This is a genomic window from Luteipulveratus mongoliensis (assembly GCF_001190945.1).
Lineage (GTDB): Bacteria > Actinomycetota > Actinomycetes > Actinomycetales > Dermatophilaceae > Luteipulveratus > Luteipulveratus mongoliensis.
The window spans coordinates 2674701-2695142 of record NZ_CP011112.1 but is presented as its reverse complement, the minus strand read 5'-3'; the positions used below and the strand labels follow the sequence as shown (position 1 = coordinate 2695142).

The 20442-nt window shown below is 69.1% G+C and carries 19 protein-coding genes; 3 read left to right on the top strand and 16 right to left on the bottom strand.

Features of this window, described 5'->3' with window-relative positions:
- Positions 1-5: 5 nt before the first annotated feature.
- The 6 genes from VV02_RS12870 to VV02_RS12845 are packed head-to-tail and all read right to left on the bottom strand — an operon-like array spanning position 6 to position 6011.
- Positions 6-740, bottom strand: coding sequence for a class I SAM-dependent methyltransferase (locus tag VV02_RS12870; RefSeq protein ID WP_052591984.1), 735 nt, complete (start codon positions 738-740; stop codon positions 6-8).
- Complete coding sequence (era, locus tag VV02_RS12865) at positions 741-1655, bottom strand: GTPase Era (RefSeq protein ID WP_052591982.1); 915 nt, start codon at positions 1653-1655, stop codon at positions 741-743.
- Positions 1652-2995, bottom strand: coding sequence for a hemolysin family protein (locus tag VV02_RS12860; protein WP_052591981.1), 1344 nt, complete (start codon positions 2993-2995; stop codon positions 1652-1654). Before VV02_RS12860 ends, era begins: the two co-directional genes overlap by 4 nt.
- A gap of 13 nt (positions 2996-3008) precedes the next feature.
- Complete coding sequence (ybeY, locus tag VV02_RS12855; protein WP_052591979.1) at positions 3009-3503, bottom strand: rRNA maturation RNase YbeY; 495 nt, start codon at positions 3501-3503, stop codon at positions 3009-3011.
- Positions 3500-4600, bottom strand: a complete 1101-nt coding sequence (locus VV02_RS12850) for a PhoH family protein (RefSeq protein ID WP_052591977.1) — start codon at positions 4598-4600, stop codon at positions 3500-3502. The genes ybeY and VV02_RS12850 overlap by 4 nt, the downstream gene beginning before the upstream one ends.
- Positions 4601-4643: 43 nt before the next feature.
- Complete coding sequence (locus VV02_RS12845; RefSeq protein WP_169787685.1) at positions 4644-6011, bottom strand: MFS transporter; 1368 nt, start codon at positions 6009-6011, stop codon at positions 4644-4646.
- Positions 6012-6076: 65 nt separating this feature from the next.
- Here VV02_RS12845 and VV02_RS12840 point away from each other — a divergent pair, with 65 nt between their 5' ends.
- The gene (locus VV02_RS12840) at positions 6077-6895 is read left to right on the top strand and encodes an ArsR/SmtB family transcription factor (protein ID WP_052591973.1); all 819 of its coding nucleotides are present in this window, start codon (positions 6077-6079) and stop codon (positions 6893-6895) included.
- Here the strand turns inward: VV02_RS12840 and VV02_RS12835 are convergent.
- Genes VV02_RS12835 through hrcA form a run of 3 tightly spaced genes read right to left on the bottom strand, consistent with a single transcriptional unit; the run spans position 6842 to position 9750 of the window.
- Positions 6842-7582, bottom strand: coding sequence for a 16S rRNA (uracil(1498)-N(3))-methyltransferase (locus tag VV02_RS12835; protein ID WP_052591970.1), 741 nt, complete (start codon positions 7580-7582; stop codon positions 6842-6844). The genes VV02_RS12840 and VV02_RS12835 overlap by 54 nt on opposite strands.
- Before the next feature lie 18 nt (positions 7583-7600).
- Positions 7601-8728, bottom strand: a complete 1128-nt coding sequence (gene dnaJ, locus VV02_RS12830; protein WP_052591969.1) for a molecular chaperone DnaJ — start codon at positions 8726-8728, stop codon at positions 7601-7603.
- Positions 8725-9750, bottom strand: coding sequence for a heat-inducible transcriptional repressor HrcA (hrcA, locus tag VV02_RS12825; protein WP_052591967.1), 1026 nt, complete (start codon positions 9748-9750; stop codon positions 8725-8727). The genes dnaJ and hrcA overlap by 4 nt, the downstream gene beginning before the upstream one ends.
- A gap of 218 nt (positions 9751-9968) precedes the next feature.
- Here hrcA and VV02_RS12820 point away from each other — a divergent pair, with 218 nt between their 5' ends.
- Positions 9969-10817, top strand: a complete 849-nt coding sequence (locus VV02_RS12820; protein WP_245633067.1) for a DUF3097 domain-containing protein — start codon at positions 9969-9971, stop codon at positions 10815-10817.
- Between the two features lie 8 nt (positions 10818-10825).
- On the opposite strand, the gene VV02_RS12815 is transcribed toward VV02_RS12820, so the two are convergent.
- The 6 genes from VV02_RS12815 to VV02_RS12790 form a co-directional block, all read right to left on the bottom strand.
- A complete protein-coding gene (locus VV02_RS12815) occupies positions 10826-12937 on the bottom strand; it encodes a CapA family protein (protein ID WP_052591962.1) in 2112 nt (703 codons plus the stop codon).
- Entirely contained in the window at positions 12934-13944 is a 1011-nt protein-coding gene (locus VV02_RS12810; protein WP_052591961.1) for a poly-gamma-glutamate biosynthesis protein PgsC/CapC, read from the bottom strand. Before VV02_RS12810 ends, VV02_RS12815 begins: the two co-directional genes overlap by 4 nt.
- The gene (pgsB, locus tag VV02_RS12805; protein ID WP_052591959.1) at positions 13937-15259 is read right to left on the bottom strand and encodes a poly-gamma-glutamate synthase PgsB; all 1323 of its coding nucleotides are present in this window, start codon (positions 15257-15259) and stop codon (positions 13937-13939) included. Before pgsB ends, VV02_RS12810 begins: the two co-directional genes overlap by 8 nt.
- The gene (locus tag VV02_RS12800) at positions 15259-16116 is read right to left on the bottom strand and encodes a hypothetical protein (RefSeq protein ID WP_052591957.1); all 858 of its coding nucleotides are present in this window, start codon (positions 16114-16116) and stop codon (positions 15259-15261) included. Before VV02_RS12800 ends, pgsB begins: the two co-directional genes overlap by 1 nt.
- A 124-nt stretch (positions 16117-16240) precedes the next feature.
- Positions 16241-17413, bottom strand: a complete 1173-nt coding sequence (locus tag VV02_RS12795; protein ID WP_052591954.1) for a hypothetical protein — start codon at positions 17411-17413, stop codon at positions 16241-16243.
- A 152-nt stretch (positions 17414-17565) separates the two neighbouring features.
- The gene (locus tag VV02_RS12790) at positions 17566-18612 is read right to left on the bottom strand and encodes an NlpC/P60 family protein (protein ID WP_052591952.1); all 1047 of its coding nucleotides are present in this window, start codon (positions 18610-18612) and stop codon (positions 17566-17568) included.
- A gap of 167 nt (positions 18613-18779) precedes the next feature.
- Between VV02_RS12790 and VV02_RS12785 the strand changes: the two genes are divergently transcribed.
- Entirely contained in the window at positions 18780-19181 is a 402-nt protein-coding gene (locus VV02_RS12785; RefSeq protein WP_052596955.1) for a DUF4870 domain-containing protein, read from the top strand.
- Between the two features lies 1 nt (position 19182).
- On the opposite strand, the gene hemW is transcribed toward VV02_RS12785, so the two are convergent.
- On the bottom strand, positions 19183-20418 hold the full coding sequence (gene hemW, locus VV02_RS12780; protein ID WP_052591950.1) for a radical SAM family heme chaperone HemW: 1236 nt from the start codon (positions 20416-20418) through the stop codon (positions 19183-19185).
- Positions 20419-20442: the final 24 nt, after the last annotated feature.

Genomic DNA, 20442 nt, shown 5'->3' with positions numbered 1-20442 from the left:
GGGACTCAGCGAATGATGTCGGGGTGACGCCGGATGGCGAGGAACTCCTCGTCCAGCTCCTCGATGCCGAACTGACCCACGGGGATCTCGTCGACGACGTGGTCCTCGCTCAGGCCGTACGGCGTGACCTGGGTCTGCTCCTCGCGCACGACTTCGCCGTCCCGCAGCACGACGTAGGTGTTGGTGATCTCGACGCGACCGTCCTCGAGCGGCTGCGCCTCGAACCAGCGCTGGTACTCGTGGCGGCCCATCGTGGCCGACTTCGACAGCTTGCGCGCGACGGCTCCGTCACCCGCACCGTAGGAGCGGCTCATGAGCACCGACGCGCCCGGTGCCAGCACCTTGGCCATCCGGGCCCAGAACTGCTCGCGCTCGCGCTCGCCGAGGAAGTAGATGACGTTGAACAGCAACGCGCCACCGCACTGGTCGGGCAGCCAGGAGTCGAGGATCGACTCAGGCATCACGGTGGTGCGCTCACGGACCTCGGTGTGCTCGGCGATGCGCAGCATGAGCAGCGAGCGCATGATCCAGTCCGGCTCGACCGCGATCACCTCGGAGTCCGGGTATCGCTGCGCCAACGCCACCGTGGTGACACCGCTGCCAGGTCCGATGTCGATGAGCGGGAGTGACGCATCGAAGGCCGCTCCCTCCCACGGCACGGTGGCCACGAAGTCGTTCGCGGGGTCGACCGGCAGACGCAGCGTGTCGCCGAACTCGGCCCAGGCCTCGTAGTCCTTCACCTAGAAGCCCATCTTGCTGAGCTGGTTGGGGTCTCGCTGCCAGTCCTTGGCGACCTTGACGTGCAGGTCGAGGTAGACCCGCTGGCCGAGCAGCGCCTCGATGCCCTTGCGCGCCGTGGTGCCCACCTCGCGCAGCCGCGAACCGCCGCGGCCGATGATGATGGCCTTCTGGCTGGACCGCTCCACATAGACGTTGACCCGGACGTCCAGCAGCGGGTTGTCCTCGGGACGGTCCTCGCGCGGGATCATCTCCTCGACCACCACCGCCAGGCTGTGCGGCAGCTCGTCGCGCACGCCCTCGAGCGCGGCTTCGCGGACCAGCTCGGCGATCATCACCGCCTCCGGCTCGTCGGTGAGCTGACCATCCGGGTAGAGCGCGGGCGACTTCGGCAGGAAGCCCATGAGGACCTCGGCGACGATGTCGACCTGGTCACCCTTGGTGGCCGAGCACGGCACGATGTCGTCCCACTCCCCCAGCTGATCCACCGCGATCAGGTGTTCCGCCAGCCGCTGCTTGTCCACGGTGTCGGTCTTGGTCGCGATGGCGACCATCGGTCGTTTACGCCCTCGACGCAGCTCCTTGAGCTCCGCGGCGATGAAGGCATCGCCCGGCCCGATCCGCTGGTCGGCGGGCAGGCAGAACCCGATGACGTCCACCTCGAGCAGGGTTTCGCGCACCAGCTGGTTGAGCCGCTGTCCCAGCAGCGTGCGCGGCTTGTGCAGGCCCGGGGTGTCGACCAGGATCAGCTGGCCTGCCTCGCTCGTGGCGATGCCGCGGATCGCGTGGCGCGTCGTCTGCGGCTTGCTGGAGGTGATCGCGACCTTCTGTCCGACCAGCGCGTTGGTGAGCGTGGACTTGCCGGCGTTGGGGCGACCGACCAGACACGCGAAACCCGCTCGAAAATCGTCGCTCACAGGACCTTCTCCTCGCCCAACACGTCGTCGTCCCCGGCGCGGGTCTCGGCCGGGTCAGTCGCACCATTCTCTCCTGCCTCACCGTTCGTGGCGACGACCTGCTCCACCACGACGGTCGCCAGCTGGTGTCGACGGCCCGCCATTCGCTCAGCGGTGAGCCGCAACCCGGCCACCTGAGCGGTCGCGCCGGGGATCGGCACTCGCCCGACGGCTTTGGTGAGCAGTCCTCCGACGGTGTCCACGTCGTCCTCGTCGATCGTCACGTCGAACAGCTCGGCGAGGTCGTCCACGTGCATCCGGGCCGGCACCCGGGTGCGCCCGTCAGCCATCGGTTCGACACCAGGCGTGGCGCGGTCGTACTCGTCGTCGATCTCGCCGACGATCTCCTCCACGATGTCCTCCATCGTGACCAGGCCGGCCGTGCCGCCGTACTCGTCGATGACGATCGCGAAGTGGCGACGTTCGAGCTGCATCTCGCGCAGCAGGTCATCGGCCGGCTTGCTGTCCGGGATGTAGGCGATCGGGCGCATCGCCTCGTGCACGGGCGTGGAGTCGGTCGCCGGGTCGGTGAAGACGCGGCGGGAGACGTCCTTGAAGAACAGCAGACCGTCGACCTCGTCCGGGCTGCCGTCGACGACCGGCAGCCGCGAGAAGCCCGACCGGCTGAACAGCACCATCGCCTGACGCAGCGTCTTGGCGCGGTCGATGGTGATCATGTCCGTACGCGGGACCATCACCTCACGCGCCACGGTGTCCCCGAGCTCGAAGACGGAGTGGATCATCTTGCGCTCGTCGGCCTCGATCAGCTCCGACTCCTGCGCCAGGTCGACGAACTCCCGCAGCTCGGCCTCGGTCTCGAACGGGCCGTCGCGGTAGCCGCGCCCAGGTGTCACGGCGTTGCCGACCAGGACGACCAGGCGTACGACCGGGGCCAGGACCGTGCGCAGCCAGCGCACCATCGGTGCGGTCGCGAGCGCCACTGCCTCGGCGTGCTGACGACCGAGCGTGCGCGGTGAGACGCCGACCAGGACGAAGGAGATGACCGCCATCACAGCGATCGCGATGAGCAGCGTGGCCCAGAAGCCGTCGACGATCCGGTCGACCGCCAGGGTCACCAGCACAGCCGCGGTCGCCTCGGACAGCACCCGCAGGAAGTTGAGCACCATGAGGACGGCGCCGCGCTCCTGCAGCAGACCCTTCAGCGCGGGCGCTCCACGCCGGCCCTCCTCGACCAGGTCATCGACGCGGTGCGGTCCGAGTCGTGAGAACGCGGATTCGGTTGCGGCGAGCAGGAATCCGACGGCGACGCTCAGCAGCGCCGTGATCCACAGGCCCATCATGAGATCGCGTCGTTCACTCGGTGCCGGAGGGCGGTGTGATCTGCGCAGCCGGCCTGCCGCGGCCCGCGAGGAAGGTCAGCAGCAGGGTGCGTTGCAGGTCGAACATCTCCTTGCGCTCGTCCGGTTCGGCGTGGTCGAACCCTAGGAGGTGGAGGATGCCGTGCACCGTCAGCAGCAGCAGCTCTTCCTGCGTCGTGTGTCCCGCCTGCGCGGCCTGCGCGGCCGCGACCGTCGGGCACAGCACGACGTCACCGAGGACGCCTTCCTCGGGCTCGGCGTCGTCACGTGCCGGGCGCAGCTCGTCCATCGGAAAGCTCATGACGTCTGTCGGTCCGGGCAGATCCATCCACTGGACATGCAGGACCTCCATGGCCGCCTCATCGATCACGCGGATGCAGAGGTCGGCCTGCGGGTGCACCCGCATCTCATCGAGCGAGTAGCGAGCACAGGCATAGAGCTCGTCGAGGTCGACCTCGACGTCCGTCTCGTTGAGGACGTCGATGCTCATGCTTGCTCGCGCTCTCCTGCGATCCGGGTCGTACGCCGGGCGCCAGCCCCACCGTGGTTCTTCGCCTGGCCGCGGGCGTCCCAGACCCCGTAGGCCTCGACGATGTGGCTGACCAGCCGGTGGCGTACGACGTCCTGGGCGCTGAGGAAGGAGAAGTGCACGTCCTCGACATCGCCGATGATGTTCTGAACCACGCGCAGCCCCGACTGTGTCCCGCCAGGCAGATCAACCTGGGTGACGTCGCCGGTGACGACCATCTTGGAGCCGAAGCCCAGCCGCGTCAGGAACATCTTCATCTGCTCGGCCGAGGTGTTCTGGGCCTCGTCGAGGATGATGAACGCGTCGTTCAGCGTGCGGCCGCGCATGTAGGCCAGCGGCGCGACCTCGACGGTGCCCGACGCCATCAGCCGCGGGATCGAGTCCGGGTCGACCATGTCGTGCAGGGCGTCGTACAACGGCCGGAGGTAGGGGTCGATCTTGTCGTTGAGGGTGCCGGGCAGGAAGCCCAGCCGCTCACCGGCCTCGACGGCCGGACGGGTCAGGATGATCCGGTTGACCTCCTTGGCCTGCAGCGCCGCGACCGCCTTGGCCATCGCCAGGTAGGTCTTGCCGGTGCCGGCCGGGCCGATGCCGAAGACGATGGTGTTCTTGTCGATGGCGTCGACATATTGCTTCTGACCGAGCGTCTTGGGCCGGATCGTGCGGCCACGGCTGCTGACAATGTTCATCGTCAGCACGTCGGCCGGGCGCTCGCGAGTCTTGGCCTGCAGCATGCCGATCGACCGCTCGACAGCGTCGCGGTTGAGCGGCTGGCCGGCGTCGATGATGGTGAGCAGCTGAGCAATCAGATCCTCGATGATCGCGATATCGGCGTCCAAGCCCCGCAGATGGAACTCGTTGCCCCGCACGTGGATCGTCAGTTGCGGGAACGCGCGCTCCATGGTGCGCAGCAGCTCATCGCGCGGCCCGAGCAGGGTCACCATCGCGATGTCCGGCGGGATCACGATCGTGTGCGGGGCCTCAGTGGTCGGCGCGGCGTCGTCCAGGTCAGGGCTGGCGCCGGTGGGGGCTGTGGTCGGCTGATGGTCGTCTGTCATCTCGCAGACCAGTCTACGGTCCGGGCCGCGCGCCGCGAACGACTTATGTGCCCTCGTCGCCCAGCGGGATGCAGGCAGCCAGCACCCAGAGTCCGATGGACACCAGCGCAGCGCGATGCAGCCCCGGTACGAACCCCAGCGCTCGTGCCGGGCCACCCACGGCGCCGAGTACGGCGACTCCGAGCGAGGTCCCGACCTGACGCGAGGCGTTGCTCAGTGCGCCGGCGAGTCCAGGCAGTGCGGGCGCTGCGGCCATCGTGACCGTGACGAGCGGCGGGACGAGCAGACCGAGGCAGGTACCCACCAGCACCATCGCCACCAGGACCATGGCGAGTCCGCTGCCGTTCGTCACCGACAGCAGGCAGAGCTGGCCGGCGACCCCGAGGGCGAGCGCAAGGCGTACGACATGGGCCGGCTTCACGTGCGCAGCCCACCTGCGCAGGACGAGGGGTGCGACGGCCAGCGGCACGAAGAACGGGACCATCGAGAGGCCGGCCTCGGCAGCGCTCCGATGCTGCACGCCCTGCAGGAGGAGGGTCACGAGCAGCAAGGTCCCGTTGCCGACCAGGTTCATCAGCAAGGCCACCGAGCATGAGCCGAACAGCGGCCGAGAATGCCACAGCTCGCGCGGCACCAGAGGCTGGGCTGCGCGGCGCTCATGGCATACGAGCACCACCGTGACGAGCCCGCACGCGACAAGGAGCAGAACGACTCCCCGGGCCGAGTCCCGCGAGACGACAGCAGCAGAGACGAGCAGGGCCAGCGCGACCGCAGCGAGGAGGGAGCCGGCGACGTCGACGCGGCGGCGACTACCCGTCGTACGCGCCGGCAGCACCGTCCAGGTGGCGGTCGCAGCGACGACGGCAATGACCGCTGTGACCCCGAAGATGCTCCGCCACCCGAGGAGCTCCACGAGCTCGCCACCGATGAGAGGGCCGGCGGCCAGGGCCGACGCCGACACCGCCGACCAGGTCGCGATCGCGCGAGCACGCGCCCGAGGCTCGGGCCACAGCTCACTGACGGACGCGAGACCGGCGGGCAGCATTCCCGCTGCGCCGACTCCCTGCACAGCCCGGGCGAGCAGCAGGGGCAGCACACTCCAGGCCACGGTCGCCGCGACCGAGCCGACCACGAACAGCGCGAGTCCACCGATGAGCACACGCCGCGACGTCCATCGGTCGACCAGCCCACCTGCGCTCAGCAGGAGGGCGGCCAGCGGCACGGTGTAGGCGACCACCACACCCTGCGTGACGATGCCGGCGTCACCGAACGTCCGCACCATGCTCGGCAAGGCGACGTTCACGACAGTGACGTCGAAGAGCACCAGGAACATGCCGGCGCACAGCACCGCGAGCGTGAGCCGAGGTCGTACGACGGTCGCGGCGTCCGTGGCTGCCTTGAGGTCGTCCATGACCTCCATGCTCGGGGCCGGTTGCTTCGACCCCGGTCGAGGTGTCGGCGGTCGATGATGAAGTCATGACAGCTGAGGGACGACGTAGAGGTGGGGAGCCAGACATCGCGGTCGTGGCTGCCCTGTTCGCTGATCGTTCGCGGGCGCGGCTGCTCACGGCGCTGCTCGATGGCCGGGCGCTGCCCGCCTCACGGCTCGCGCTGGAGGCGGGCGTCAGCCAGCAGACGATCAGCTCACACCTCGGGCGGCTGCTGCAGGCAGGTCTGGTCACGGTCGAGCCCAGCGGTCGGCATCGGTTCTACTCACTGGCCGGCGCCGATGTCGCCACTGCCCTCGAGTCGCTCTCACAACTGGCTCCCGTGCCACCGGTGACGTCCCTACGTGAGGGCACCCGCGCGCGGCGGCTCCGACTCGCCCGCACGTGCTACGACCACCTCGCCGGGAGTCTCGGTGTCCACGTCCTGGCTCACCTCGTGGCGCAGGAGGCTCTGCAGCGGACGGACGGAGGCACCGGAGTCGAACGCGCCCCCGCCGACGCGCTGTCCTCGGCGTCGCGGACGATGCCCTTCGAGCTCGGTCCGACCGCCGCGGAGGAGCTGTCGCGGTGGGGTGTCGACCTCGATGCGCTGCAGGCCGGCGGCGGCACCCGCCGGCCGCTGCTTCGGATGTGCGCGGACTGGACCGAGCAGCGCTACCACCTGGCGGGTCGGCTGGGCGCGGCGCTGCTCACCTCGATCCGCGACCTTGGCTGGGTCGCCGACGGGGCGCGAGACCGAGAGCTGGTCCTCACCGACGCCGGCGAACGATCGATCAGCCGGCTGACGGGTGGGCTACCACCGAGTGCGAGCGAGCAGGACGGCCAGAGCCGCCGGTCCGGCACTTGATGACCGCAGGACCGTCGGCCCCAGGCGTACGGCAACCGCACCCGCCTCGGTCAGCGCGTCGAGCTCGGCGGGGCTGATGCCGCCCTCGGGACCGACAACCAGTAACACGTCACCGCCCGCGGGCAGCTCGACGTCATTGAGTGACGCCGTCGCTTCCTCGTGCAGCACGAGCGTGCGTGCATCACGAGAAACCCTGTCGCACAAGGCTTTTCGATCGACCGGCTCGGCGACGACCGGCACGACCGGGCGCCTCGACTGCTTGGCTGCGGCGCGTACGACGCCGGCCCACTTGCGCAGGGACTTCGCCCCACGCTCGCCGCGCCACTGCACGATGCTGCGCTCGGCCTGCCACGGCACGACCTCGTCCACGCCGAGCTCGGTCGCCGCCTCGATGGCCTGGTCGTCCCGGTCGCCCTTGGCCAGCGCCTGGACCAGCACGAAGCGGGGCGCTGCAGGCTCGACGACCTCGACCGACACAATGCTGAGGTCGAGCTCGTCCCGTCCTGCCGCGCGTACGACCGCCTGTGCCAGCCGGCCGGTGCCGTCGGCCACCTGGACGGACTCACCCGCCGCGATCCGGCGTACGGTCGCGGCGTGCCGCCCCTCGGGGCCATCGAGCAGCAGGCTCGAACCGCCGGTCACGTGGTCTAGCGCGCCCGGCTCGACGTAGAACAGCGGGGCGGTCATGAGTCCGTGAGGTGGGGACTACTTGCCGGCGAACGCGTCGCGCAGGCGACCCAGGAGACCATGGTTGACCGGCTGGAACTTGGCCTCGGGCCGCTCCTCGCCGCGCTCCTTGGCCAGCTGGCGCATGAGCTCCTCCTGCTGGGGACCGAGCTTGGTGGGCGTCCTGACGTTGGCGTGCACCAGCAGGTCGCCCCGCACCGCCGACCGCAGGTGGGTGACGCCGAGGCCCTTGAGGGTGATCGTGTCGCCGGCCTGTGTGCCCGGCTTGATGTCCACGTCCCGAGTGCCATCGAGCGTCTCGAGCGGCAGCGTGGTGCCCAGGGCGGCCGCCGTCATCGGCAGCTCCAGTGAGCAGTGCAGGTCATCGCCCTGGCGTTGGAACATCGCGTGCTTGCGCACCCGTACCTCGACATAGAGATCACCGGACGGGCCGCCGGACGGACCGACCTCACCCTCGCCCGAGAGCTGGATCCGGGTGCCGGAGTCGACGCCGGCCGGCACCTTGAGGGTCATGGTGCGGCGGTTGCGCACTCGCCCGTCACCGGAGCACTCGAAGCACGGGTCAGTGATGACCTCGCCGAACCCGCGGCAGTTGGTGCACGGCCGGGTCGTCATGACCTGACCGAGGAAGGACTTCTGGATCTGCTGGACCTGGCCGGCACCCTGACAGACATCGCAGGTGCGGGTGCCCGTGCCGGGTCGTGCACCGTCGCCGCTGCAGGTCGGACAGATGACGGCGGTGTCGAAGACCAGGTCGGCGTTGCCACCGAACACCGCGGTCGCCAGGTCGATCTCGAGCGGGACGAGCGCGTCCTGACCGCGCTGCTGGCGCGAGCGCGGCCCGCGGCCGCCACCGGCCGCCTGACCGCCGAAGAACGCGTCCATGATGTCGCTGAACGAGAAGCCCTGGCCGAATCCTGCAGCGCCCGCCTGGGCATAGGGGTCGGCGCCCATGTCGAACGCCTGGCGCTTCTCGGGGTCGGACAGGACCTCGTAGGCCTGCGAGATCTTCTTGAACTCGTCGGCTGCCTCAGGCCCGGGGTTGACGTCCGGGTGGAGCTTGCGAGCGAGCTTGCGATATGCGCGCTTGATCTCCTCCGGGCTCGCGTCGCGGGCGACACCGAGGGCGGCGTAGTAGTCGTTCACTGATCGAGGATCTCCGAGACGTAGCGTGCGACGGCGCGAACGGCCGCCATGGTCGAGGGGTAGTCCATCCGGGTGGGGCCGAGCACTCCGAGCCCGGCAACGGCCCCGGTGCCGTAGCTGGTGGTGATCATCGAGGTCGTGTGGAGGCCCTCGTACGGGTTCTCCGCCCCGATGCGCACCGCGACCGCGTTCGACGCGTCGGCATCCACTGTCGACAACAAACGCAGCAGCACGACGTGTTGTTCCAGCGCCTCGAGGACGGGCGCGAGGGTGAGGCCGTCGGCTCCTGTGCGCGCCAGGTTGGCGGTGCCGGCGAGGACGACCCGCTCCTCACGCTGCTCGGCCATCGCGTCGGTCAGCGCTTGTACGACGAGTCGCACCGTCTCGCGGTCGCGCTGCGGGAACGCCTCGGCCAGGTCGGCAAGCCCTTGGGTCGCCTCGGCGAGCAGGTGACCGGCCACCTCGGCGTTGAGCCGGGTGCGCAGATCGGCCACCAACCCCTCGCCCTCGGGGGTCAGCAGGTCCTCGCTGACCTCCAGGACACGCTGCTCGACCCGCCCGCTGGAGACGATCAGGACGACCATCAGCCGCTGCGGAGCGAGGGCCACCAGCTCGACGTGTCGCACCGAGGACCGGGACAGGGACGGGTACTGCATGACCGCGACCTGCTGGGTCAGCGAGGCCAGCAGGCGAGCCGTCCGGTCCACCACGTCATCGAGGTCGAGGGACTGCTCGAGGAATTCACGGATCGCCGACTTCTCGGCGTGACTCATGGGCTTGACCTGGCTGAGCCGGTCGACGAACACGCGGTAGCCGGCGTCGGTCGGAACCCGACCCGCTGACGTGTGCGGCGCAGCGATCAGGCCCTCCTCCTCGAGGACGGCCATGTCGTTGCGTACGGTCGCGGCCGAGACACCCAGCTGGTGCCGGTCCAGCAGAGCCTTGGAGCCGACCGGCTCGGACGTCGAGACGTAGTCCTGCACGATCGCGCGCAGCACCTGCAGCCTGCGTTCCTCGCTCATCGACACCTCCTCGCCGTGCTTGGCACTCCTGCGTTCCGAGTGCCAAGTCTACGTGCTCCTTGTACGGTCGCGTGTCGCCACCACGGCGCGGTCGGGCGGTGACCTAGCCTCTGCGGGTGGCGATCGACGGGACGATGATGCCGGACCGAGGGAGCCTGCGACCTAGGCCGGAGGAGGAGTCACGTCCAGTGGGATCAGGTGACCGATACGGCAGCGACGTGCTGAGCACCGATTGGAAGGCCCCCAAGCGGGGTCGGTCCACCGAGGTCGAGGCGACGCCCGACCTGGTGGTCGAGGACGTACAGACCGGATGGTGCGGCGCGGTCGTCCGCGTCGAGAAGGCCGGCGGTATGCACGTGGTCCACCTCGAGGACCGGCGCGGCAAGACCAAGGCGTTCCCTCTCGGACCCGGCTTCCTGCTCGACGGCAAGCCCGTCGTCCTCACGCCTCCGACGGCCAGCCAGCGCGAGGCGCTGAAGGCTGCCAAGGAGGCCGGCCGGCGTACGGCATCGGGCTCGGTCGCCGTGCACGACGCCAAGGCCAAGGTGGCGTCGGGCTCGCGCATCTTCGTGGAGGGCCGGCACGACGCTGAGCTGGTCGAGAAGGTCTGGGGTCACGACCTGCGCGTCGAGGGTGTGGTGGTCGAGATGCTGGACGGTGTCGATGACCTGACCGCAGTGATCCGCGAGTTCGCGCCGGACCGGTCGCGCCGGATGGGGGTCCTGGTCGACCACCTCGTGCCCGGCACCAAGGAAGCCAAGATCGTCGAGCAGGCGCGCCACGCGGCCTCCCCTGACCATGTGCTCGTCGTGGGTCACCCGTATGTCGACGTCTGGCAGTCCGTGCGGCCCGAGCGGCTGGGCTGGTCGCAGTGGCCGGTGATCCCGCGCGGCACGTCGTGGAAGCACGGCATCCTCGCCGAGCTCGGGTGGCCACACTCCAGCCAGGCCGATGTCGCCCACGGGTGGAAGCGCATCCTGTCGACCGTGCGGACGTACGCCGACCTCGAGCCCTCGCTGCTCGGCCGGGTCGAGGAGCTCATCGACTTCGTCACCGCACCGGCCTGACCCCCACCTCACTGCGGCTCAGGCGCCTCGAGGACCGGCGTCTCCGCGCTGGCCCTCGCGCCCGGCAGGTCTCGAACGAATCGGCCGGTGGCGGCAGCGGTCGTCCGCACCATGTCGTACTGACGGCCGCTGATGCCCTCCGGCGCCCACTGGGCGAGGCGGACATTGTCGACCGCGAGTCGTCGGGTCTCCTGACCGCCCTTGGGTGGCTCGAGCCGCAGAAAGACCTGCACGGCCCGGGCGTCTGACGGCACGGTGGCGTTGATGGTCACTCTGCGGCACCCCGCAGCACTCTTGTCGACCTGAGGAATCGTCTCGCTCGTCGTCCGCAGGCTGCTCCCCTCGGCGCCGCGGTACCACCGCAGCTCAAGGCGAGCGCCCTTGGCCGCGTGACGCACATCGGCTACGAGTGACAGGGACTGCCCCGGACGCACCTGCTGACGGTTGAGCGGCGAGGCCACGACGTCGTCCTTGCTGAGGGGACTGCGCAGCAGCTCCAGGCCGAGGTCGCCCTTGATCTCGCCGTCGTCGCAGCGCGACTCATTGCTGAGGCGCGCGTAGTTGCCGAGCGTCCAGAGCCCGCCCGGAGGCACTCCTGGATCGGTGCCCTGCTGCTCGAACGAGCCGGTGCCGTTGAGCAGGTCGGTGCCGGCTCGGACCGCATTGACCGGCGCCGACGTCCCGCTGTACCACCATCCCGGGGCCATGGCCTGGATCTGCCGCTCGCCCAGCCGTTGCTCCTTGACCATCGCCGGCGGTGGTGGCGAGGCGTTGACCTGAGCCCCGTTGTCCGCCAGCCGGGCGGGTCCGGCGACCGAGCCGGCCGCGAGCCGGGACGCGCTCTGGGCCACACCGCCGACCGACGGGACCGGTCGATAGTGCTCCATGACGAGAGGGTCGACCGTGCTGCGCAATGCCGCTCCATCGCGCAGGTCGACCCGCAGCAGGTAGCCCGGATAGGTCGACCACAGGCTCTGGTCGAACGTCAGGTTGCCCATCGACTCGGCGGTCACACTCCCACCGCTCTGGGTCAGACCGCCGACGACGTGCGGGTGCCCGCCGATCACCACCTGGGCGCCGGCCTCGGTCGCGACCTTGAAGATGGACTGGGACTCAGGGGTCTGATCGCGTTGGTACTCCACGCCGCCGTGCATCATGACCGCGACGTACGACGCCTGCTTGCGTGCGTCGGTCACCGCCTTCTTCAACGCCGCCGGGGTGCACAGTGCCGCGCCCGCGCGCTTCGCCGCGGCGACGTACGGGATCGCGTGGTCGGAGCCGTCAACGGTGGTGCACGCCAGCAGGGCGACCCGCCGGCCGGCCGCTTGGACGATCGCCGGCTTCCACGCCTCAGCGTCATTGGTGCCGGCGCCGAAGTGCTTCACGCCGGCTGCGTCGAGAGCCTTGATCGTGCTGGCCAGACCGGGGCCGAGGACGTCGAAGCTGTGGTTGTTGCCCAGCGAGACCGCATCGACTCCGGCCGCCTTCAGCGCCTTCGCCGTTGCTGGACCGCTGGCGAACGCGAGGTCCTTGGTCGGATGAAATGCCTTGGGGCGTGGGCGATTTGGGTTGTAGTACGGCTCGTCGACCAGCGGCGTCTCAAGGTTGACGACGGACAGGTCGCCGTCTGCGAGCAGCGGCGCCACCGAGCTCAGGATCGCGGAGTGCTGCTGCACGTTGTGCGGATCGGTCAGCTGCGCCGGGCGGCCGTCCACACGCTCATAGAACCGTCGCCCCATCATGACGTCGCCGCCGAAGCGGATGCTGATGGTGCGAGATGCCTGTCCGGTCAGCTCGATCCTCGGAGCTGTCCGTGGCGCGATCGCCTGCACTCGCGACTTGTGGTCGGGTGCCGTGGCCGTGACCAGGGTGGGGTTGTCGAGATGGACGACGAATGCGCCGGATCGGTTGGTCGTGACGGCCTCACCTTCGCGGGTCTGCACGCGTGCACCGGAGACGGCCTGGCCCAGCTCGTCGACGATCACGCCGCGGGTCTCGTTCGCGCCAGTGGGTCGGTGAGATCCGGCTGGTCGGTCGGCAAGGGTCAGCGCTCCGACTCCTGCCACCGCGGTGACGACGAGTGCGCCGGTCGCCATCAGACGTGACGATGCCTTGGTCACAGCAGCTTCACCGCTTCGGCTGCGGCCACGATGAGGTTGACCGTCGTGTAGACACCCAGACCGGACATCGCCGTCCCGAGCATGGTGCGCTCCCATCCTTGACGTTGGGCATCGTTGGCGATCAGCGCAGGGACCATCAGGGTGGCCAGGGTCAGGCCGCGCCACGGCGTGTAGCTGCCGTCGGTGGCCAGCTGGATCGCGATCTCCCCCGCCCAGGCGACGATGCCGCCGACGAGGATCATGATCGACACCTTCCGCCGACCGAAGAGCAGCAGCCGCGGCATCATCAGCTTCACCACGATGAACCAGGTGACGAGGGCCGCCGCCAGCACGAAGAGCAGGTCGAACCAGCGCGGGCTGATCAGCGCGAGGTAGGCGCCGGTGATGAAACCGCCCGAGCGCAGGCCGGTCTTGGCAAACACCATCATTCCGGTGAGCACGCTCAAAGCGACTGCCACGACAAGGAACTCGCGCGGGTAGCCGATGATCGACGCGAGCTGAACCGGGTCGGAAGCCTTGCCCGGGAGGATCGAGAAGAACGCCGTCACCGAGTGGACCACGACAGCCAGCACAGCCGTGGTCGCGCCGATCGCGAGCAGCGTCTTGCCCGGACGCTGCCGACCCATGTCGTGCGCGATGATGCCCGGCACGAGGAACCCGACGCCGGTCAGCCCGAGGAAGAGCGGGTCGACCTGACCCAGGCCGTGCGCTGCCACGGTGCTGACCATGATGAGGGCCAGACCGACGAGCACCTCGGTCTCGAACTTCCTTCTCCCATAAAGGATCTGGTACTTCGACACGACGACGTGCACGATCACGTACGTCAGGTACCCGATGAGCAATGTCAGGACGACCGCGAGCGGGCGCACGATGGCGATCGCGAGATAGGGCGGCACGATCGCGCCGCCGGTCGTGAGATGAACGCGCTCGTAGAACAGGATGCTCAGGATGACCCCGAAGGCGAGGGCGACGCGTACGACCTCGGGACTCGCGGCGTACTCAGCCATCGCCCGCCCTGTCGTGGGCCCTGGCCGCGGCACGTTGCAGGCGCTGTACGCCGATGGGCGCGCGTGCGATGTCACGAGACTCATCGATCTCGTCCCGGTGCTCATCGCCCCGCAGGTGCTGGAAGTGCTCGATGAGCAGCTCGGCCTGCTCGGTGTGGATGTTGATCATGCCGACCAGCACGCCGTGGGTCCCCGGGATGAGCGAGGCGATCTTGTCGAGGATCTGGTCCAGCGACGGCTGCACCGTCTCGCCCATGTTGTGGATGCGCTCGGCGCCGTAGCCGCTCTCGATCATCTTCTTGGTGACGGTGTCCTCGTACGCACCGAACGTGATCACCTGGTCCAGGTGGTGCTCCAGGTCGTTCGGCACCATCTCGGCGAACAGCTCCGCCCGCCGGCCGCGGTCGCGACGGTTGTTGAGGATGCCGATCACGGTCGCGTCGGGCGGGAACTGCGAGCGCAGGGTGTCGAAGGTGAGAACGACGCTCTCGCGGTCGTTGGCCGCGAACATCGGCACCCAGAGCACCTCCTTGCCGCGGATGTCGTACGACCGGAGCCGGACGACGCCCACATCGGGCACCGACTTCCACATGCCTGTCAGGGCCGCCTCCCGGCTGACGCCGACATGCTGCGCAACGGCGAGGCCGATCGCGACGTTCTCCTTGAACTGGAGGTAGTCGAAGCCGCGCATGTCGGCATCGGAGATGCCGGCCGGATCGGCGTAGACGAGAGTGCTGCCCTTGGCCTCCGCATTGCGACGCAGCCGCTCGCGCAGGTGCGGGCGGTCCTCAGCCGTGATGACGATCCCGTTCGTGGGGATGGTCTTGGACATCGAGTCGGCGATCTCCTCGAGGGTCTCGCCCATCTCCTCCTGATGGTCCTCGCGGACGTTGGAGATGATCGTGATGTGCGAGCGGACCATGTACTCCTGCGAGTACTCCTGGTACAGCGGGCGAACCGCCATGCACTCCATCACCAGCGCCTCGACCTCGGGCGTCACGTGCTCAGCCACGATGTCGATCTGCTCGTTGATCGTGGCCGCACCACGACGCTTGATCGGTGTCTCGGCACCCGTCGGCCCGATCACCCGCGCGGCACTACCGGTGGTCTTGGCGACCGTCACGAAGCCGCCCTCGCGCAGCACACCGGCGACGAGGCGGGTGACCGTCGACTTGCCGCGGATGCCGTTGACGTGGACCCGGATGTCCAGCTGGTCGAGACGCCGGTTGTGGGCGCGTACGGACAGGTGCCAGTAGGCCACGAGCGCCGCGGTGGCAAGCACCAGGACTCCGAGGCCGCAGAAGGACGCGAGCATCAGTCGGTCCTGTGCCCCGGCGGCCCGGCGGTGTCGGGTGTGATGACTGAGAGGAGGGAGTCGGCGTCGGTCCCGGCACCGAGCTCTTCGAGGCTCGCGTGCAGGGCGGCCGAGTCAGCCACCACACGTCGGCCCTGGTCGGTGCCGTCCGCGTACGACGCACGAGCGGCGGCGTCGATGACCGCTCCGGCGATGTCCCAGGCTGCGGGCGCGCCGGTGTCCGGCAGGATGACGCCCAGCTGGTCCTCGGCCGTCGCGAAAGGGATGTCGCTCGGACGGACCTGACTCTCCACGAGTCGCGCGACGGCACGGCTGAGCCGGTGACGGGTCGCCGCGTCTGCTCCGGTGTCACGTGGTCGTACCTGCAGCTTCAGGACCGTGAGGGGCTGACGGGTGTGCCGGGCGCGGGTGATCTCCTCCTGCAGGAGCCCATAGGCCGACGCGCCGTCCAGCATGCCCAGTGAACCGGCCACCGGACGGACCGGCTGGTCCTTGTCCTGGTTGACGCGGGCCCGAGCCTGCTGCCGGAGGCTGGCGCCGAGCTGCCCGGCGAGCCAGGACATCAGTGCCATGAGGCCCGACGTCACGAGGATGAGATAGAAGTTCTGCGGCCCCCACACACCTTCGTGATGGAACAGCAGGAGCGCACCGCCCACGGCCGCAACTCCCACGATCAGCGCGAAGAAGCCGTCCACGCACAGCGCCGCGAGACCGGCGAGCACGGTCACGGCACCGAGACCCAGTGCGAGCTCTCGCGGTCGACCACCGATCACGATGCCGGTGACCAGCGTGGACACCACACAGAACAGCGCGAGCCAGTGCTGGTCAGTCCATCTGGTCTGTCGGTGCGCCGTCATGGCCGGCCCCCTTTCGGTGCCGGATGCGCGCAATGTTGTAGACCACGACGAACATCGATGCGCCCAGACCGGCATGTGCCAGGGGCTGGATCCATCCCGAAGAGCTCACAGCAGCGTCACGCGGTCAGCCGATGTCCAGGGGCCAGTCGGCCACCATCGTCGTACGCTCCGCGCCGGACCGAACCTCGAAACCGGGCACGGTGAGGACCCGCTCGCCCGCCTCCACGAGGAGGGTGCCGCGGTGCGACGTGTCCGTCGGGGTCTGCTCGGACCGGGTGTCGATGAATCGGGACGCGAGCCGCGCCAGCTGCGACGCACTGAGCGGGGGACCCTGGAAGGTCGCCTCCAGCTCCACGCTGACCCGCCCCTGGATCGAGGTCCCGTCGATCGCACGGATCGCGGCAGTGACGTGCACCTCATGACTCGAGGCGGCCTCCGCGGCACTGGTCAGCATCATGGTCACCGCGCGCCGAACTGACGATGAGGCGGCGCAGACCAGCAGAGACGCATCGTCCATCACCACGACGAACCGCGACCCAGGGATCGATGCCTGGGCCACCGCGACGGCCTCCGCCACCGCGAGCCGGAGGTCGACCAGATCGGCCTTGGGGCCGGGGCCGACGAGCGCGTGGCGGTGCCGAGCCCGACGCAGCGATGCGCCGGCACGTAGCGACGCGCTGGCCTGCTCGACCACCTTGAAGCGCTCACGCACTGCCGCGGCGTGACGGTGCAGGACCAGGTCCGTCCGCTCGTCGACGGCGTCGAGCAAGGAGTGGAGGGCGTCCGTCGCGCCGGCGACCTGGTCGACGAAGCCGTCGTTCAGGTGGTCGATCTCGATGGGCCGGGGCTCGGCGGACGTGGTCCGCGCCGACGTTGCGTCGACCCGCGGGACCGGGGAGAGGTACTCAGCGGTGTACGCCGCGATCGCTCGCAGCCGCTCCTGCTCGTCGTCGGTCGCCCGGCGCAGGTGCTGCGCGAGAACTCCGATCACACCCAGCCGGCGACCATCTGATGCCTCGATCGGCTGAATCGCCCGGACGACGAGGCCGTTGACGACGGCGCCGGGGACGACGAGGCCGAGCTGGAAGAGCTCGACCGTGGGGGCAGGCGCCTGGTGCACGGACCGCCGCTCGAGGTGATTGAGCATCGAGCCGGTCCCGTCCGCCGTGACGACGATGACAGCGGGTACGTCGAGCGCATCGGCAACCAGGCGTGGCAGGGAGGCGAGTACCTCGTCCTGCGCAGTGGAGCGTCCGGGGGTGTGGTTGGAGCGAGGACGAACGGTCGACGTCGTCATGACACTGGTCCGCCTGGGGGTCGGGGAGAGTAATTCACGCAGCCAGTGAACGATATGTGAATGTTGAAAGAGTTACCAAAAAAAGTACGGTGACTTACGTCACCGTAACTTCGGGCGTGGTACCGACGTCCCGAAGCGTCCCGGCAGGGGTGTCAGATGCGGCGGGCCGCGCGAAAACCGCGCGTGAACATGCTCGCGCCGTCCAGCACCGACCGGCCACTGACGTCGCCCATGGTGGGGCCGTTGGGGTTGCCGCGGCTGGAGATGAAGCGGTGCTTGCCGTCGCTGTCCAGGCCGAGGTAGATCCCAGAGTGGTCGATTCCTGGCACGTCATCCGTGATGAAGAAGACCAGGTCTCCTGGCAGGAGGCGACTGAGGTCTGTGGGTTGCCGACCGGTGTCCGGGATGAGCAGCCGACCCGGACCGAGGCCGGCCATGGCGTACGCCCTCCGCGGCAGTCCCGGGCCTGCCGTGTTGCCGCTCAGCAGCGGGTAGCCGAGGCGATAGCCCAGGACGAGCCGCAGGTAGCCCGAGCAGTCCACCGCGCCCAGCCGCCTCGCCTCGGGCTGCTTGGTCACTCCGTCGATGAACGTCCAGGGCACGCCGAGGAAGTCGTAGAAGTCCGAGGCCTCGAGTCGTGCCTCCCCTGGGCCGCCGTAGGGACCGAAGGCCGCGTCGCCGGCGTACCGAACACCCTTGGCATCTCGGCGTTCTGGTGCTCCCTGGATGTATTGCATGGCGATGTCGAGCACGTCAGGTCGACGATCGCGGTACGTCCGTGTCAGCCACGGCTTGACCCAGGGAGCGCTCTCCTGCTCCGGGCTCCAGGCGCGTGGCGCCAGGTGGACGCGTGTCGTGGAGTGCACGGACGCCCCCGTGCTCGCCACCTCGGCCAGGACACGGGCGGGACCGGTCATCGTGACCGTCCGGGCGCCGTCCGTCAGCGTGGCCACCTGCTTGGAGTCGCGATCGAGGACCAGGGTGCACCGTGCGGCTGGGTCGCGCTTGAAGGTCAGCTCAGCCGCGTCGAGCGGCCGGATCGCTGTCTCAGTCCCGTCATCGGCGGCGGGCGACGGGCTGCCGTCAGACGACGTCAATCGCACCAGGCCGTAGGAGGACGCAGCGAGCCCGACGCCCAGAGCGATGCCCAGCACGGCCCGCCGAGGGACGTCGGCCTGCGACGAACTGCTGGCGTTCACCGCTTCCGTTCCCCCTCGTGCTGGCGTTCGCCAGAGTCTAGAAGCCCTGTGGTCAGGGTCGGCCCTGACCTCACCCTGGACCTGCTCGGATCGACCCTTGCTTCGGGATCAACGGTGCTTTTCCTGCGGTTCACTGGAGCAAGACCCGATCGCAGGAGCTGATGACCATGAGCTATCCCACCCCACCGCCGCAGAGCACCAACGAGGCCATACCCGGCACCGAGGACCGCACCGCCTCGATCATGGCGCACCTGTCCGCGCCGATCGCGGCCATCCTCAGCGCCGGCTGGCTGAGCATGGTCGGCCCGCTGATCGTCTGGTTCATCTACAAGGACAAGAACCCCGCCGTCCGCCGGGCCGCGGCCGGAGCGTTCAACTTCAACCTGTCGTTCTGGGTGCTCTACCTGATCAGCTGGATCCTGATCTTCACGGTCGTCGGTGCCCTCATCGGCGTCCCGTTGCTGATCGTGATCTTCGTGGTCGCCGCCTGGTGCCACATCAAGGGCGCAATGCGCGCAGCCAACGGCGAGTCGTACGACTACCCCTGGCAGCTGCGCGTCCTCAGCTGAGCTAGTAGCCCAGCAGCCGACGTACGACCGTGTCGGCCAGCAGCCGTCCGCGGCGTGTGAGCACTGCTCGCGCGTCGCGGACTGCTGCGGCTCCGTCCAGCAGCCCGTCGGCCACCAGCCCGGCGACGGCCGTACGTCCCTCGGGCCGCAGGACGTCCAGCGGCAGCCCACCCACGAGCCGTACGCCGAGCAGCACCCTCTCGTCGTAGCGCTGCTCGTCCGTGAGCAGCTCTCGACCGGCCGCGGGCGAGTCACCGGCCGCCAGTCGCGTGGCAAATGCGTTGGGATGCTTGACATTCCACCACCTGACGCCACCCACGTGACTGTGCGCACCAGGCCCGATCCCCCACCAGTCACCGTCCGCCCAGTAGCCCTCGTTGTGCCGGCAGCGCGTGTCCTGAGACGTCGCCCAGTTGCTCACCTCGTACCAGCCGAGGCCGGCCAGGTTGAGTACCTCGTCGGCGAGCTCGTACTTGTCGGCCTCATCGTCATCGTCGGGCAACGCGACCTGGCCGCGGCGCACCTGCGCAGCGAGCTTGGTGCCCTCCTCGACCACGAGCGCGTACGCGCTGATGTGGTCCGGCTGCAGAGCGGTCGCAGCCTCCAGGCTGGTCCGCCAGTCCTCGAGCGACTCGCCTGGCGTGCCGTAGATCAGGTCGACACTCACCTGCAGACCGGCATCACGTGCAGCCTGCACGGCCTTGCTCACATTGGCCGGGTTATGAGTCCGCTCAAGGGTTTTCAGCACATGCGGCACCGCCGACTGCATCCCCAGGCTCACTCGGGTGAAGCCACCGTCCGCGAGCACCTGAAGCGACTCCGGCGTCACGGAGTCCGGGTTGGCCTCCGTGGTGATCTCGGCACCGTCGACCAGCCCGAACGTGTCTCGGACGCCTGCCAGCATCCGGACGAGGTCGTGGGCCGCGAGCATGGTGGGCGTGCCACCGCCGACGAACACCGTCTCGACCTTCGGCGCCCGCCCACCAAGCACTCGGGAGGCCAGCGCTATCTCGCTCAGGGCGGCATCGGCGTACGACGACACTCCCGCCCCGGGCATGCCCAGCTCGGTGAGCGTGTAGGTGTTGAAGTCGCAGTAGCCGCAACGCACCGAGCAGAACGGCACGTGCAGGTAGATCCCGAAAGGCCGCTCCCCCAGCGTGCTGAGGGCAGATGGGGGCAGGGCTCCGTCGGTCGGGGCGGGTTCTCCGTCGGGTAGGGCGCTCGGCACGGGGGCCATTGTCCGCCCCGCGTCCGGCCATGA

Bases quoted from the DNA above. Each gene is read 5' to 3' on its own strand.
- VV02_RS12860 (WP_052591981.1), bottom strand. From the start codon at position 2,995: ATGATGGGCCTGTGGATCACGGCGCTGCTGAGCGTCGCCGTCGGATTC.
- ybeY (WP_052591979.1), bottom strand. From the start codon at position 3,503: ATGAGCATCGACGTCCTCAACGAGACGGACGTCGAGGTCGACCTCGAC.
- VV02_RS12850 (WP_052591977.1), bottom strand. From the start codon at position 4,600: ATGACAGACGACCATCAGCCGACCACAGCCCCCACCGGCGCCAGCCCT.
- VV02_RS12845 (WP_169787685.1), bottom strand. From the start codon at position 6,011: ATGGACGACCTCAAGGCAGCCACGGACGCCGCGACCGTCGTACGACCT.
- VV02_RS12840 (WP_052591973.1), top strand. From the start codon at position 6,077: ATGACAGCTGAGGGACGACGTAGAGGTGGGGAGCCAGACATCGCGGTC.
- VV02_RS12835 (WP_052591970.1), bottom strand. From the start codon at position 7,582: ATGACCGCCCCGCTGTTCTACGTCGAGCCGGGCGCGCTAGACCACGTG.
- hrcA (WP_052591967.1), bottom strand. From the start codon at position 9,750: ATGAGCGAGGAACGCAGGCTGCAGGTGCTGCGCGCGATCGTGCAGGAC.
- VV02_RS12810 (WP_052591961.1), bottom strand. From the start codon at position 13,944: ATGGCTGAGTACGCCGCGAGTCCCGAGGTCGTACGCGTCGCCCTCGCC.
- pgsB (WP_052591959.1), bottom strand. From the start codon at position 15,259: ATGCTCGCGTCCTTCTGCGGCCTCGGAGTCCTGGTGCTTGCCACCGCG.
- VV02_RS12800 (WP_052591957.1), bottom strand. From the start codon at position 16,116: ATGACGGCGCACCGACAGACCAGATGGACTGACCAGCACTGGCTCGCG.
- VV02_RS12795 (WP_052591954.1), bottom strand. From the start codon at position 17,413: ATGACGACGTCGACCGTTCGTCCTCGCTCCAACCACACCCCCGGACGC.
- VV02_RS12785 (WP_052596955.1), top strand. From the start codon at position 18,780: ATGAGCTATCCCACCCCACCGCCGCAGAGCACCAACGAGGCCATACCC.
- hemW (WP_052591950.1), bottom strand. From the start codon at position 20,418: ATGGCCCCCGTGCCGAGCGCCCTACCCGACGGAGAACCCGCCCCGACC.